This window comes from Streptomyces sp. HUAS MS02 (genome assembly GCF_055702265.1).
On sequence record NZ_CM146747.1, the window covers coordinates 8,060,808 to 8,075,518 of the forward strand.

The following is a 14,711-nucleotide window of genomic DNA, read 5'->3' on the forward strand; positions in this document are numbered from 1 at the left end:
GATCAGCGTATCCGCAGCCGCGGGCAACGTGCGGCGCCGGGAACGGACATTCACGGAACCCACCGGTGGACGGCCGGGGCCGCCCACCGTGAGGTCACGGGTGTCTTCCGCGCCTTCTGTGCCTTTCTGTCCCTCTGATCCCAACTCCTCGGTCAGTTCCCCCTCAGTTCTCCCTCAGTTCTCTTTCGTCCGTTCCCGGAGCTTGTCGGCGACATGGGACGGCATCGGCTCGTGCCGGGTGTACCGGCGGCCGAAGCGCGCGGTGCCGTGGGAGAGCGACCGCAGGTCGACGGCGTACCGGTCGATCTCGATCTCCGGCACCTCGGCCCGGACGAGGGTGCGCCCGCCGCCCGCCTGCTCGGTGCCGACGACCCGGCCGCGCCGCCCGGACAGATCGCTCATCACCGGACCGACGTAGGAGTCGCCGACCAGCACCGACACCTCGGCCACCGGCTCCAGCAGGTGGATCTTCGCGTCGGCGGCCGCCTCGCGCAGCGCCAGCGCGCCCGCCGTCTGGAACGCGGCGTCCGAGGAGTCCACCGAGTGCGCCTTGCCGTCGCGCAGCGTGATCCGTACGTCGATGAGCGGATAGCCCGCCGCGACGCCCTTCGCCGCCTGCGCCCGCACGCCCTTCTCGACGGACGGGATGAACTGCCGGGGCACCGCGCCGCCGACGACCTTGTCGACGAACTCGATGCCGGAGCCGCCGGGCAGCGGCTCCACCTCGATCTCGCAGATCGCGTACTGCCCGTGTCCGCCGGACTGCTTCACGTGCCGGCCCCGGCCCGCCGACCTGTCGGCGAACGTCTCCCGCAGGGAGACCCGGTGGGGTATCACGTCGACCTGGACGCCGTAGCGGCTGCGCAGCCGTTCCAGGGCCACGTCGGCGTGCGCCTCGCCCAGGCACCACAGGACCACCTGGTGCGTGTCCTGGTTCTGTTCGAGCCGCATCGTCGGGTCCTCGGCGACCAGCCGGGCGAGGCCCTGGGAGAGCTTGTCCTCGTCGGCCTTGCTGTGCGCCTGGATGGCGAGCGGCAGCAACGGGTCCGGCATCTCCCACGGCTCCATGAGCAGCGGGTCGTCCTTGGCGGACAGCGTGTCCCCGGTCTCCGCGCGGTTGAGTTTCGCCACGCACGCCAGGTCGCCCGCGATGCAGTGGGTGAGTGTCCGCTGCTGCTTGCCGAACGGGGCGGACAGGGCGCCGATCCGCTCGTCGACGTCGTGATCCTCGTGTCCGCGGTCGGCCAGCCCGTGCCCGGAGACGTGCACCGTCGCGTCGGGGCGCAGCGTCCCGGAGAAGACCCGGACCAGGGAGATCCGGCCCACGTAGGGGTCGCTGGCGGTCTTCACGACCTCGGCGACCAGCGGCCCGTCCGGGTCGCAGGCCGACGGGATCTCGCGGGGGCGGCCCTCGGGGGTGGTGACCGTGGGCGTCTCGCGCTCCAGGGGGGTCGGGAAGCCGCCGGTGACCAGTTCGAGGAGTTCGACCGTGCCGAGGCCCTGCTTGGCGCCCTCGGCCGCGGGGGCGGCGGCCAGCACCGGGTGGAAGACCCCGCGCGCGACGGCCCGCTCCAGGTCGTCGATGAGCGTCTTGACGTCGATGGCCTCGCCGCCGAGGTAGCGGTCCATGAGGGTCTCGTCCTCGCTCTCGGCGATGATCCCCTCGATGAGCCGGTTGCGGGCCTCCTCGATCGCCGGCAGCTGCTCCGGGCCCGGCTCGGACTCCTTGCGCTCGCCGGAGGAGTAGTCGAAGAGCTTCCGCGTCAGCAGCCCGGTCAGCCCGGTCACGGGCGCGTGCCCGTCGGGACCCTGGGGGCCGTGCAGCGGCACGTAGAGCGGCAGGACGGCGTCGGGGTCGTCCCCGCCGAACGTCTCCGCGCAGATCCTGGTCATCTCCTCGAAGTCCGCCCGCGCGGCCTCCAGGTGCGTGATCACGATCGCCCGCGGCATGCCCACCGCCGCGCACTCCTCCCACACCATGCGCGTCGAGCCGTCGACGCCGTCCGAGGCCGAGACGACGAAAAGGGCCGCGTCCGCCGCTCGCAGACCGGCCCTGAGTTCCCCGACGAAGTCGGCGTATCCGGGGGTGTCCAACAGATTGATCTTGTACCCGCCCCATTCGACGGGGACGAGGGAGAGCTGCACCGAGCGTTGCTGCCGGTGTTCGATCTCGTCGTAGTCGGAGACGGTGCCGCCGTCCTCCACGCGGCCCGCCCGGTTCACCGCTCCCGCGGTCAGCGCGAGAGCCTCCACCAGAGTCGTCTTGCCCGAACCGGAGTGGCCGACCAGCACCACATTCCGTACGGACGCGGGGTGGTCGGCCGCCGTAGCCCTGCCGGCGGCTCCGGGATGTGCGTTCGCCTTGTCGCCCATGATCCTGCCTCCCGTGCACGGTGAGGTCACTGTGGGCGCGGACATGCGGATCCGCGTGCGGTGCGGCTCCGATGACGCCCGCGGTGTCTTCGAGCTTTGCACTCGCGTCACGGTGCGTCCATACGAACGACGTGATCGCTCCTCGCGGCCCCGGTCGTGCCCGGGGGACACGGCGGGCTGGTGCCCGACGGTCGCACACGCGCACGCGTGGCTACGATGGGCCAGCCGGATGGCCAACAGGGGCCACGCGGCGACACCGACCCTCGGGAAGGCCATGCTGAACAAGTACGCGCGTGCATTCTTCACGCGTGTCCTCACACCGTTCGCCGCGTTTCTGATCCGCAGGGGTGTCAGCCCCGACACGGTCACCCTCATCGGCACCGCCGGAGTGATCGCGGGCGCGTTGGTCTTCTACCCCCGGGGCGAGTTCTTCTGGGGCACGATCGTCATCACGCTGTTCGTGTTCTCGGACCTCGTCGACGGCAACATGGCCCGTCAGATGGGCCGCTCCAGCCGCTGGGGAGCCTTCCTCGACTCCACGCTCGACCGGGTCGCCGACGGCGCGATCTTCGGCGGTTTCGCCCTCTGGTATGCGGGCAAGGGCGACGACCTCGCCCTGTGCGCCGTCTCGATCTTCTGCCTGGCGAGCGGCCAGGTGGTGTCGTACACCAAGGCGCGCGGCGAGTCGATCGGCCTGCCGGTGGCGGTCAACGGGCTGGTGGAGCGCGCCGAGCGCCTGGTGATCTCGCTGGTCGCGGCCGGCCTCTCCGGGCTGCACGCGTTCGGGGTGCCCGGGATCGACGTCCTGCTGCCCATCGCCCTGTGGATCGTCGCCGTCGGCAGCCTCGTCACGCTGATCCAGCGCGTGGTCACCGTCCGCCGCGAATCCGCCGAGGTCGAGGCGGCCGCCGAGGCGGAGGCCGCCGCCTCGACCGCCCAGGACACCCCGGACACCTCCCGCAACAGCGAGGCGACCCCGTGAGCGCTCTGCGGGAACGGCTGACCGACGGGCTGTACGGCCTGGGCTGGAGCACCGTCAAGAAGCTCCCCGAGCCCGCCGCCGTCCGCCTCGGCCGGACGATCGCCGACGCCACCTGGAAGCGACGCGGCCCCCTCGTACGCCGACTGGAGGCCAACTACGCGCGCGTGGTCCCGGACGCGGGCCCGGATCGCCTCGCCGAGCTGTCCCGCGCGGGCATGCGTTCGTACCTGCGCTACTGGATGGAGTCCTTCCGCCTCCCCGCCTGGAGCGAGCAGCGCATCAGGACCGGCTTCGTGCCCCAGGACCTCCACCACCTCACCGACGGCCTCGCGGCCGGGCGCGGAGTCGTGCTCGCCCTCCCGCACCTGGCCAACTGGGACCTCGCCGGGGCCTGGGTCACCACCGAGCTGAAGACCCCGTTCACCACCGTCGCCGAGCGCCTCAAGCCCGAGACGCTCTACGACCGCTTCGTCGCCTACCGCGAGGGCCTCGGCATGGAGGTGCTGCCGCACAGCGGCGGCTCCGCCTTCGGCACCCTCGCCCGGCGGCTGCGCGACGGCGGCCTGGTCTGTCTGGTCGCCGACCGCGACCTGTCCGCGTCCGGCGTCGAGGTCGACTTCTTCGGCGAGCCCACCCGGATGCCCGCCGGACCGGCCCTGCTCGCCCAGCAGACCGGCGCGCTGCTGCTGCCGGTGACGCTCTGGTACGACGACTCGCCCGTCATGCGGGGACGCGTACACCCCCCGATCGAGGTACCCGGGACAGGTACCCGCGCCGAGAAGACGTCTGTCATGACACAGGCGCTGGCAGACGCCTTCGCCACCGGCATCGCCGACCACCCGGAGGACTGGCACATGCTCCAGCGCTTGTGGCTCGCGGACCTCGACCCCGCGAAGAGTCCTGGCGGGCCCACGCCGCCCGCACCGAGACCGGCCGCGGATCCCGCTCCGAGCTCGGCCGCCGACGCCGCGACGGATTCCGAGAAGGGGCGCCCGTGAAGATCGGGATCGTCTGCCCGTACTCCTGGGACGTGCCCGGGGGAGTCCAGTTCCACATCCGTGATCTGGCCGACCACCTCATCCGCCTCGGCCACGAGGTGTCGGTGCTCGCCCCGGCGGACGACGACACACCGCTGCCGCCGTACGTCGTCTCGGCGGGCCGCGCGGTCCCCGTGCCCTACAACGGCTCGGTCGCCCGCCTGAACTTCGGGTTCCTCTCGGCCGCCCGGGTACGGCGCTGGCTGCACGACGGCACCTTCGACGTGATCCACATCCACGAGCCGGCCTCCCCGTCGCTCGGTCTGCTGGCCTGCTGGGCCGCGCAGGGCCCGATCGTGGCCACCTTCCACACCTCCAACCCGCGCTCCCGGGCCATGATCGCGGCCTACCCGATCCTCCAGCCCGCGCTGGAGAAGATCAGCGCGCGGATCGCGGTGAGCGAGTACGCCCGCCGCACCCTGGTCGAGCACCTGGGCGGCGACGCGGTCGTCATCCCGAACGGCGTCGACGTCGACTTCTTCGCCCGCGCCAAGCCCAACCCCGACTGGCAGGGCGACACGCTCGGCTTCGTCGGCCGCATCGACGAGCCCCGCAAGGGGCTGCCGGTGCTGATGAAGGCCCTGCCGAAGATCTTCGCCGAGCACCCCGGGGCCAGACTGCTGGTCGCGGGACGGGGGGACGAGGAGCAGGCGGTGGAGAGCCTGCCCGCCGAGCTCCGCTCCCGCGTCGAGTTCCTCGGCATGGTCAGCGACGAGGACAAGGCCCGCTTCCTGCGCAGCGTCGACGTCTACGTGGCCCCCAACACCGGCGGCGAGAGCTTCGGCATCATCCTCGTCGAGGCCATGTCCGCCGGCGCTCCCGTCCTCGCCTCCGACCTCGACGCCTTCGCCCAGGTGCTCGACCAGGGCGGCGCGGGCGAACTCTTCGCCAACGAGGACGCCGACGCCCTCGCTACAGCCGCCGTACGCCTGCTCGGCGACCCGGACCGCCGTGCCGAACTCCGTGAACGGGGCAGCGCCCACGTCCGCCGGTTCGACTGGTCCACCGTCGGCGCCGACATCCTCGGTGTCTACGAGACCGTCACGGAGGGCGCGGCGTCGGTGGCGGCGGACGAACGGGTCGGACTGCGGGCGCGGTTGGGGCTGGGCCGGGAATGACTCCGCTCGGTGCGGGGGCCGTTCGCACGGTTCCCGCCCGTCCCGTGCGGGGCTGAGCTGGGGCGTGGTCGTGGTGGGCACCGGTAGTAGCCTTGCCGCCCGTGACTTCGACACTCATCTGGATCGCTGTCGTCCTGTTCGCGATCGGCCTCTATCTGAGCTGGACCGCGGGACGCCTCGACCGGCTGCACGCGCGCATCGACGCCGCCCGGGCCGCGCTCGACGCGCAGCTGCTGCGCCGCGCGTCGGTCGCCCAGGAACTGGCCACCTCCGGAGTGCTGGACCCGGCCGCCTCGATCGTCCTCTACGAGGCGGCACACGCGGCCCGGCAGGCCGAGGAGGAGCAGCGCGAGGTCGCCGAGAGCGAGCTGAGCCAGGCGCTGCGGGCCGTGTTCGCCGACGCGCAGCAGGTGGAGGTGGTGCGCGAGGCACCGGGTGGTGAGGACGCGGCGAACGAGCTGGCCCAAGCGGTGCGCCGGGTGCCGATGGCGCGGCGCTTCCACAACGACGCGGTGCGGGCGGCGCGGGCGTTGCGCCGGCATCGCACGGTCCGCTGGTTCCGGCTCGCCGGGCACGCGCCGTTCCCGATGGCGTTCGAGATGGACGACGAGCCGCCGGGGGCGTTGGCTTCGGGCGCCTAGCGGCTCGGGGGTGCGGGGTCGTGGGCGACCACGGGCCGGTGGGACTTCTCGCGCAGCTCCCCGCGCTCCTGAAAAGCAGGGCTGCGCCCCTTGCCTTTCGGCCCGAAAGGGCCGTGGGCCCTCAAGGGGCGCGGGGACCTGCGCGACCAGCCCGCACCGGCCCGCACCCGACCACTTACCACCACGCACCTCACGAAAACGATCCACCGCCTCCCCATTGGCCCTTGCCGTGGCCCGCTCCCCTCGCGTTTCCTCGGTGATTGCAGAAACCCCCTTCCCCGAGCGAGGTCAAACCCGTGTCCAGCACGCTCTCCAACTCCGCCGCCCAGACCCCCGAGACCGGCACCGCCCGCGTGAAGCGCGGCATGGCCGAGCAGCTCAAGGGCGGTGTGATCATGGACGTCGTCACCCCGGAGCAGGCCAAGATCGCCGAGGACGCGGGCGCGGTCGCGGTCATGGCCCTGGAGCGGGTCCCCGCCGACATCCGCAAGGACGGCGGCGTCGCCCGGATGTCCGACCCCGACATGATCGAGGGCATCATCGAGGCCGTCTCCATCCCGGTCATGGCCAAGTCCCGCATCGGCCACTTCGTCGAGGCCCAGGTCCTGCAGTCGCTCGGCGTCGACTACATCGACGAGTCCGAGGTCCTCACCCCGGCCGACGAGGTCAACCACTCCGACAAGTGGGCCTTCACCACCCCCTTCGTCTGCGGTGCCACCAACCTCGGCGAGGCCCTGCGCCGCATCGCCGAGGGCGCCGCCATGATCCGCTCCAAGGGCGAGGCCGGCACCGGCAACGTCGTCGAGGCCGTCCGCCACCTGCGCCAGATCAAGAACGAGATCGCCAAGCTGCGCGGCTTCGACAACAACGAGCTGTACGCCGCCGCCAAGGAGCTGCGCGCCCCGTACGAGCTGGTCAAGGAGGTCTCCGAGCTGGGCAAGCTGCCGGTGGTCCTCTTCTCCGCCGGTGGTGTGGCCACCCCGGCCGACGCCGCGCTGATGCGCCAGCTCGGCGCCGAGGGCGTCTTCGTCGGCTCCGGCATCTTCAAGTCCGGCGACCCGGCCAAGCGCGCCGCCGCCATCGTGAAGGCCACCACCTTCTACGACGACCCGAAGATCATCGCGGACGCCTCCCGCAACCTGGGCGAGGCCATGGTCGGCATCAACTGCGACACCCTCCCCGAGGCCGAGCGCTACGCGAACCGGGGCTGGTAAGCACCCATGAGCGACACCCCGGTCATCGGCGTCCTGGCGCTCCAGGGCGACGTACGGGAGCACCTCGTCGCCCTGGCCGCGGCCGACGCCGTGGCCAGGCCGATCAGGCGCCCCGAGGAACTCGCCGAGGTGGACGGCCTCGTCGTCCCCGGCGGCGAGTCCACCACGATCTCCAAGCTGGCCGTCCTCTTCGGCGTCATGGAACCGCTCCGCGCGCGCGTCCGCGCGGGCATGCCCGTGTACGGCACCTGCGCCGGCCTGATCATGCTCGCCGACAAGATCCTCGACCCGCGCTCGGGCCAGGAGACCATCGGCGGCATCGACATGATCGTGCGCCGCAACGCCTTCGGACGCCAGAACGAGTCGTTCGAGGCGGCGGTCGACGTCAAGGGCGTCGAGGGCGATCCCGTGGAGGGTGTCTTCATCCGCGCCCCGTGGGTCGAGTCCGTGGGCGCGGAGACGGAGGTGCTGGCCCAGCACGACGGTCACATCGTCGCCGTACGACAGGGCAACGCCCTCGCCACGTCCTTCCATCCGGAACTGACCGGCGACCACCGGCTGCACGCCCTCTTTGTCGACATGGTGCGCGCGAACCGGGTGGCGGAGTCCTTGTAGGATCTCTGGGGTTCGTACGGAGTTGGGTAACGCGAAGGAGACAGGCAGATGTCCGGCCACTCTAAATGGGCTACGACGAAGCACAAGAAGGCCGTGATCGACGCCAAGCGCGGCAAGCTCTTCGCGAAGCTGATCAAGAACATCGAAGTCGCGGCCCGGATGGGTGGCGTGGACCTCGAGGGCAACCCGACGCTCTACGACGCCGTGCAGAAGGCCAAGAAGCAGTCGGTCCCCAACAAGAACATCGACTCCGCGATCAAGCGCGGCGGCGGCCTCGAGGCCGGCGGCGCCGACTACGAGACGATCATGTACGAGGGCTACGGTCCGAACGGTGTCGCGGTGCTCATCGAGTGCCTCACCGACAACCGCAACCGCGCCGCCTCCGACGTCCGGGTCGCCATGACCCGCAACGGCGGCTCGATGGCCGACCCGGGTTCCGTCTCCTACCTCTTCAACCGCAAGGGCGTCGTGATCGTCCCCAAGGGCGAGCTGTCCGAGGACGACGTGCTGGAGGTCGTGCTCGACGCGGGCGCCGAGGAGGTCAACGACCTGGGTGAGTCCTTCGAGGTGCTCAGCGAGGCCACCGACCTGGTCGCGGTCCGCTCCTCCCTCCAGGAGGCCGGCATCGACTACGACTCGGCCGAGGCCAACTTCGTCCCGACCATGCAGGTCGAACTGGACGAGGAGGGCGCCCGGAAGATCTTCAAGCTGATCGACGCGCTGGAGGACAGCGACGACGTCCAGAACGTCTTCGCCAACTTCGACGTCAGCGACGACGTGATGGCCAAGGTCGACGCGTAGCGCTGCCGCGAACCGAGCGGATCGGGCGGGCCGGTGGGACACACCCACCGGCCCGCCGCCGTTGTCGGTGGCAGCAGATAGCCTGCACAAACAGGCGATCGAGTGGGAGGGGGCGCGGTGCGTGTACTCGGGGTGGACCCCGGACTGACGCGGTGCGGCGTGGGCGTTGTCGAGGGAGTCGCGGGCCGGCCACTGACCATGCTCGGCGTCGGTGTCGTCCGCACCCCGGCGGACGCCGACCTCGGCCACCGCCTCGTCGCCGTGGAGCAGGGCATCGAGCAGTGGCTCGACGAACACCGCCCCGAATTCGTCGCCGTGGAGCGGGTGTTCAGCCAGCACAACGTCCGCACGGTCATGGGCACCGCCCAGGCCAGCGCCGTCGCCATGCTGTGCGCCGCCCGCCGCGGCATCCCCGTCGCCCTGCACACCCCCAGCGAGGTCAAGGCCGCCGTCACCGGCAGCGGCCGGGCGGACAAGGCCCAGGTCGGCGCCATGGTCACCCGTCTCCTCAGGCTCGACGCCCCACCGAAACCGGCGGACGCCGCCGACGCCCTCGCCCTCGCCATCTGCCACATCTGGCGGGCCCCCGCCCAGAACCGCCTCCAGCAGGCCGTGGCCCTGCACGCATCGAAAGGCCGTACGTCATGATCGCCTTCGTCAGCGGCCCGGTCGCCGCCCTGGCTCCGGACTCCGCGGTGGTCGAGGTCGGTGGGATCGGCATCGCGGTCCAGTGCACGCCCAACACGTTGTCCGGGCTGCGCATGGGGCAGCCGACCAAGCTCGCCACCTCCCTGGTCGTCCGCGAGGACTCGCTGACGCTGTACGGCTTCGTGGACGACGACGAGCGCCAGGTCTTCGAACTGCTGCAGACCGCGAGCGGGGTCGGACCGCGCCTGGCGCAGGCGATGCTCGCCGTGCACACCCCCGACGCGCTGCGCCGAGCGGTCGCCACCGGCGACGAGAAGGCGCTCGTCGCCGTCCCCGGCATCGGCAAGAAGGGTGCCCAGAAGCTCCTGTTGGAGCTGAAGGACCGTCTGGGCGAGCCCGTCGGCGCCCCCGCGATCGGGGCTCCGGTCACCCAGGGCTGGCGCGACCAGTTGCACGCCGCCCTGATCGGCCTCGGGTACGCCACCCGCGAGGCCGACGAGGCCGTGTCGGCCGTGACCCCCCAGGCCGAGGCCACCGAAGGCGCGCCCCAGGTGGGCCAGTTGCTGAAGGCCGCACTCCAGACCCTCAACAGAGCCCGCTGACCGCCCTGTTGAAGCGCTCGTGCACCACTCGCACGGGCCGCCGCCCCCCTTCCGCTCCATCCGACCGCGACCCGCGAGGCACACGCAATGAACTGGGACGACACGACCGACGACACCGCCGCCGACCGCCTGGTGGGCTCCGTCGCCGACCGTGAGGACCAGGCCGTCGAGGCCGCCCTGCGCCCCAAGGACCTGGACGAGTTCATCGGCCAGGAGAAGGTCCGCGAACAGCTCGACCTGGTCCTGCGGGCCGCACGCGCGCGCGGGGCCACCGCCGACCACGTCCTGCTCTCCGGCGCCCCGGGCCTCGGCAAGACCACGCTCTCGATGATCATCGCGGCCGAGATGGGCGCCCCCATCCGCATCACCTCCGGCCCCGCCATCCAGCACGCCGGCGACCTCGCGGCGATCCTCTCCTCCCTCCAGGAGGGCGAGGTCCTCTTCCTCGACGAGATCCACCGCATGTCCCGGCCCGCCGAGGAGATGCTGTACATGGCGATGGAGGACTTCCGCGTCGACGTGATCGTCGGCAAGGGCCCCGGCGCCACCGCGATCCCCCTCGAACTGCCGCCCTTCACCCTGGTCGGCGCCACCACACGTGCGGGACTGCTGCCGCCGCCGCTGCGCGACCGCTTCGGCTTCACCGCGCACATGGAGTTCTACGAGCCCGTCGAACTGGAGCGCGTCATCCACCGCTCGGCGAACCTGCTCGACGTCGAGATCGACACGGACGGCGCCGCCGAGATCGCGGGCCGCTCCCGCGGCACCCCCCGTATCGCCAACCGCCTGCTGCGCCGCGTACGGGACTACGCGCAGGTCAAGGCCGACGGCGTCATCACCCGTGAGATCGCCTCCGCCGCCCTCGCCGTGTACGAGGTCGACGCCCGCGGCCTGGACCGCCTCGACCGGGGTGTCCTCGAAGCCCTGCTCAAGCTCTTCGGCGGCGGACCGGTCGGCCTGTCCACCCTCGCCGTCGCCGTGGGGGAGGAGCGCGAGACCGTCGAGGAGGTTGCCGAACCCTTCCTCGTCCGCGAGGGGCTGCTCGCCCGCACCCCCCGCGGCCGGGTCGCGACCCCCGCGGCCTGGGCCCACCTCGGACTCACCCCGCCACGCGGCACGACCGGCGGAAACGGACAACAGGACCTGTTCGGGGCGTGACCGTCTCGTGACGGCGCGGTACTCGCCCGGCATGGAACCCCGGTGACATGCTGTGCGTTGTTCCATCACGGTGGACTCGCTTAGACTCCGCCGATGCCGCCCTCTGTCGGCAGCACACATACCCCCAACCATCAGGCCGCTCGCCATCGCGGTCGTGTGAAGGAAGTTCCGACCCGTGAGTCTCGTGACCCTCCTCCCGTTCATCGTGCTCATCGGGGCCATGATCCTGATGACCCGATCGGCCAAGAAGAAGCAGCAGCAGGCCGTCGACATGCGGAACCAGATGCAGCCCGGTTCCGGCGTCCGCACGATCGGGGGCATGTACGCGACCGTCAAGGAGGTCAGCGAGGACACCGTCCTCCTCGACGCCGGGCCGGGCGTCGAGCTGCTGTTCGCCAAGAACTCCATCGGTGCCGTCCTCAGCGACGAGGAGTACAACCGCATCGTCCACGGCATCGAGCACGACCTGAAGTCCGACGTCGTCCCGGACGACGCCTCCTCCCTCACCGAGACCGACGAGCCCTCCGACGACGCTTCCGCCGCTTCCGACGACAAGCCCATCGACCTCGGCAAGAAGGACGCGCCCGACGACGCGGCCGACGAGACCGCCGAGGCGAAGGCCGACGAGGCCAAGGCCGAGGAAGCAGAGCCGAAGAAGACCGACGGCGAGTCCGACGCGAAGTAGTCACGTCCCGGGAGTGCGAGCGAGAACCGCCCGCGCCCCGGGCACGTGCCGTTTTCGCCCGGCTTCCCGACACAAGTCATGGCCGTCCCCGCGCTGACCCCGCGCAAGACGGCCCGAGAGGGAGTACGAGAAGGTGGCAGCACCGAAGAAGGGCCGGAGCGCGAGCACCCAGAGCAAGCCTGGGCGCGCGCTGGCCCTCATCCTGATCGCCCTTGTGGCGCTCACCGGGGGAATGTTCGCCTCCGGACACACCACTCCGCGTCTCGGCATCGACCTCGCTGGTGGTACGAGCATCACACTGACGGCGGTCAACGAGCCCGGCCAGCCCAACGCCATCAACAAGACCAACATGGACACCGCGGTCGAGATCATGAACCGCCGTGTCAACGGTCTGGGCGTGTCCGAGGCGGAGGTCCAGACCCAGGGCAATGAGAACATCATTGTCAACATCCCCAAGGGCACGGATTCCGAGGAAGCCCGGGAACAGGTCGGCACCACCGCGAAGCTGTACTTCCGTCCCGTCCTCCAGAGCCAGGTCGGTACCGGCGCGACGGAGAACCCCACCGCCTCGCCGAGCACCAGCCCCAGCGGCAGCGGCTCGCCGAGCCCGTCGAGCTCCGACGGCAAGGACGAGGCCACCGAGCCCGGGGCCGGTGACTCCGCGAGCCCGTCGTCCTCCGCCACGTCGCAGGGCCGTGCGCTCACCGACGCGCTGAAGGCCGACCCCACGCCGTCCGGCAGCGGTTCCGCATCCGCCAAGGCCTCCGACAGCGCCTCCCCGCCCGCGAGCCCGGGCGCCGACAAGGCGACCCAGGCGATCCAGGCCAAGTTCGCCGCCCTCGACTGCAACGACCCGAAGCAGCGTGCCGAGGCCGGCAAGGGCAAGACCACCGACACCGTCGTGGCCTGCGGCCAGGACAACGGCAGCTGGAGCAAGTTCGTCCTCGGCCCGGTCGGGGTCGACGGCACCGAGGTCGAGAAGGCCCAGGCGCTGCTCGACACGCAGAGCGGCACCGGCTGGCAGGTCGTCATGGACTTCGACTCCAAGGGCGCCGACAAGTTCGCCGACATCACCGGCCAGCTCGCGACGCAGACCTCCCCGCAGAACGAGTTCGCGATCGTCCTCGACGACGAGGTCGTCTCCCACCCCTACGTGCAGGCGGCGGTCACCGGCGGCAAGGCCGAGATCTCCGGCAGCTTCACGCAGGAGGAGGCCCAGAACCTCGCCAACATGCTGTCGTACGGCGCGCTCCCGCTGACCTTCAAGGAGTCCAGCGTCACCACCGTCAGCCCCGCGCTCGGCGGTGAGCAGCTGCAGGCCGGTCTGATCGCGGGTGCGATCGGTCTGGCCCTGGTCGTGATCTACCTGGTCGTCTACTACCGCGGCCTGTCGTTGATCGCGGTCGCCTCGCTGCTGCTCTCCGCGGCTCTGACCTACCTGATCATGTCGCTGCTCGGCCCGGCCATCGGCTTCGCCCTGAACCTGCCGGCGGTCTGCGGCGCGATCGTCGCGATCGGTATCACCGCGGACTCGTTCATCGTGTACTTCGAACGCGTCCGGGACGAGATCCGCGAGGGCCGCACGCTGCGCCCCGCCGTCGAGCGGGCCTGGCCCCGTGCCCGGCGCACCATCCTGGTCTCCGACTTCGTGTCCTTCCTCGCCGCCGCGGTGCTCTTCATCGTCACCGTCGGCAAGGTGCAGGGCTTCGCGTTCACACTCGGCCTGACGACCGTGCTCGACGTCGTGGTCGTCTTCCTGTTCACCAAGCCGCTGTTGACCCTGCTGGCCCGCACCAAGTTCTTCGCCAACGGCCACCGCTGGTCCGGCCTCGACCCGAAGCGTCTGGGCGCCCAGCCGCCGCTGCGCCGCACCCGCCGTCCCGCCGTCCCCGCCGACCCGAAGGAGGCCTGAGATGTCGAAGCTCGGTGACCTCGGAGCCCGACTCCACCGTGGCGAGGTCGGTTATGACTTCGTCGGCAACCGCAAGCTCTGGTACGGCCTCTCCATCCTGATCACCATCACGGCCATCGTCGGTCTCGCGGTCCGCGGCCTGAACATGGGTATCGAGTTCCAGGGCGGCGCGGTCTTCACGACGCCGAAGACGAGCGTCTCGGTCGCCCAGGCGGAGGAGTACGCCACGCAGGCCTCCGGCCACCAGGCGATCGTCCAGAAGCTGGGCAACGACACCCTGCGCATCCAGATCTCCGGTGTGGACACCAGCAAGTCCGACGAGATCAAGGAAACGCTCGCCGGCGACCTCAAGATCGACGCGGAGAAGATCAACGCCGATCTGGTCGGTCCCAGCTGGGGTGACCAGATCGCCAACAAGGCATGGCAGGGTCTCGGGATCTTCATGGTCCTCGTGGTGATCTATCTGGCGATCGCCTTCGAGTGGCGCATGGCCATCGCCGCGTTCGTCGCCCTGGTCCACGACATCACGATCACGGTCGGTGTCTACGCCCTCGTCGGCTTCGAGGTGACGCCGGGCACGGTGATCGGTCTGCTGACCATCCTCGGTTATTCGCTCTACGACACGGTCGTCGTCTTCGACAGCCTCAAGGAGCAGACGAAGGACGTCACCAAGCAGAACCGCTGGACGTACGCCGAGATCGCCAACCGCTCGATCAACAGCACCCTGGTGCGGTCGATCAACACCACGGTGGTGGCGCTGCTCCCGGTCGCCGGCCTTCTCTTCATCGGTGGCGGGGTCCTCGGCGCGGGCATGCTCAACGACATCTCGCTGTCGCTGTTCGTCGGCCTCGCGGCCGGTGCGTACTCGTCGATCTTCATCGCCACGCCGCTCGTCGCCGACCTCAAGGAGCGCGAGCCGCAGCTG

13 protein-coding genes and 1 pseudogene are annotated in these 14,711 nt (G+C 70.8%); 13 read left to right on the forward strand and 1 reads right to left on the reverse strand.

Features of this window, described 5'->3' with window-relative positions; all coding sequences use genetic code 11:
* Positions 1 to 174: 174 nt before the first annotated feature.
* Complete coding sequence (locus tag ACZ9QC_RS34830; RefSeq protein ID WP_472916722.1) at positions 175 to 2,373, reverse strand: elongation factor G-like protein EF-G2; 2,199 nt, start codon at positions 2,371 to 2,373, stop codon at positions 175 to 177.
* Positions 2,374 to 2,602: 229 nt separating this feature from the next.
* Between ACZ9QC_RS34830 and pgsA the strand changes: the two genes are divergently transcribed.
* The 13 genes and pseudogenes from pgsA to secF all read left to right on the forward strand — a co-directional run.
* Positions 2,603 to 3,355, forward strand: a complete 753-nt coding sequence (gene pgsA, locus ACZ9QC_RS34835; RefSeq protein WP_472916723.1) for a phosphatidylinositol phosphate synthase — start codon at positions 2,603 to 2,605, stop codon at positions 3,353 to 3,355.
* Positions 3,352 to 4,353, forward strand: coding sequence for a phosphatidylinositol mannoside acyltransferase (locus ACZ9QC_RS34840; RefSeq protein ID WP_472916724.1), 1,002 nt, complete (start codon positions 3,352 to 3,354; stop codon positions 4,351 to 4,353). Before pgsA ends, ACZ9QC_RS34840 begins: the two co-directional genes overlap by 4 nt.
* Entirely contained in the window at positions 4,350 to 5,510 is a 1,161-nt protein-coding gene (locus tag ACZ9QC_RS34845) for a glycosyltransferase family 4 protein (RefSeq protein WP_472916725.1), read from the forward strand. Before ACZ9QC_RS34840 ends, ACZ9QC_RS34845 begins: the two co-directional genes overlap by 4 nt.
* Before the next feature lie 101 nt (positions 5,511 to 5,611).
* Positions 5,612 to 6,151 (forward strand): LemA family protein, encoded by a 540-nt coding sequence (locus ACZ9QC_RS34850; RefSeq protein WP_472916726.1) that lies wholly within the window; start codon positions 5,612 to 5,614, stop codon positions 6,149 to 6,151.
* Between the two features lie 365 nt (positions 6,152 to 6,516).
* Positions 6,517 to 7,365: a pyridoxal 5'-phosphate synthase lyase subunit PdxS gene (pdxS, locus tag ACZ9QC_RS34855; RefSeq protein ID WP_230220229.1), complete on the forward strand. Its 849-nt coding sequence runs from the start codon at positions 6,517 to 6,519 to the stop codon at positions 7,363 to 7,365.
* A 6-nt stretch (positions 7,366 to 7,371) separates the two neighbouring features.
* Complete coding sequence (gene pdxT / locus ACZ9QC_RS34860) at positions 7,372 to 7,980, forward strand: pyridoxal 5'-phosphate synthase glutaminase subunit PdxT (RefSeq protein ID WP_472916727.1); 609 nt, start codon at positions 7,372 to 7,374, stop codon at positions 7,978 to 7,980.
* 48 nt (positions 7,981 to 8,028) lie between these two features.
* Positions 8,029 to 8,781 carry a YebC/PmpR family DNA-binding transcriptional regulator gene (locus ACZ9QC_RS34865; protein ID WP_184896346.1) on the forward strand — a complete coding sequence of 251 codons (753 nt, stop codon included), beginning with the start codon at positions 8,029 to 8,031 and terminating at the stop codon, positions 8,779 to 8,781.
* 117 nt (positions 8,782 to 8,898) lie between these two features.
* Positions 8,899 to 9,429 (forward strand): crossover junction endodeoxyribonuclease RuvC, encoded by a 531-nt coding sequence (gene ruvC, locus ACZ9QC_RS34870; protein WP_472916728.1) that lies wholly within the window; start codon positions 8,899 to 8,901, stop codon positions 9,427 to 9,429.
* Positions 9,426 to 10,031, forward strand: coding sequence for a Holliday junction branch migration protein RuvA (gene ruvA, locus ACZ9QC_RS34875; protein WP_472916729.1), 606 nt, complete (start codon positions 9,426 to 9,428; stop codon positions 10,029 to 10,031). The genes ruvC and ruvA overlap by 4 nt, the downstream gene beginning before the upstream one ends.
* 87 nt (positions 10,032 to 10,118) lie before the next feature.
* Positions 10,119 to 11,189, forward strand: coding sequence for a Holliday junction branch migration DNA helicase RuvB (gene ruvB, locus ACZ9QC_RS34880; protein WP_472916730.1), 1,071 nt, complete (start codon positions 10,119 to 10,121; stop codon positions 11,187 to 11,189).
* 175 nt (positions 11,190 to 11,364) lie between these two features.
* On the forward strand, positions 11,365 to 11,874 hold the full coding sequence (yajC, locus tag ACZ9QC_RS34885) for a preprotein translocase subunit YajC (protein WP_472916731.1): 510 nt from the start codon (positions 11,365 to 11,367) through the stop codon (positions 11,872 to 11,874).
* A 133-nt stretch (positions 11,875 to 12,007) separates the two neighbouring features.
* Entirely contained in the window at positions 12,008 to 13,786 is a 1,779-nt protein-coding gene (gene secD, locus ACZ9QC_RS34890; protein WP_472916732.1) for a protein translocase subunit SecD, read from the forward strand.
* A 1-nt stretch (position 13,787) separates the two neighbouring features.
* Positions 13,788 to 14,636 (forward strand): annotated as a pseudogene (gene secF / locus ACZ9QC_RS34895) (protein translocase subunit SecF); the annotation flags it as partial.
* Positions 14,637 to 14,711 lie beyond the last annotated feature (75 nt).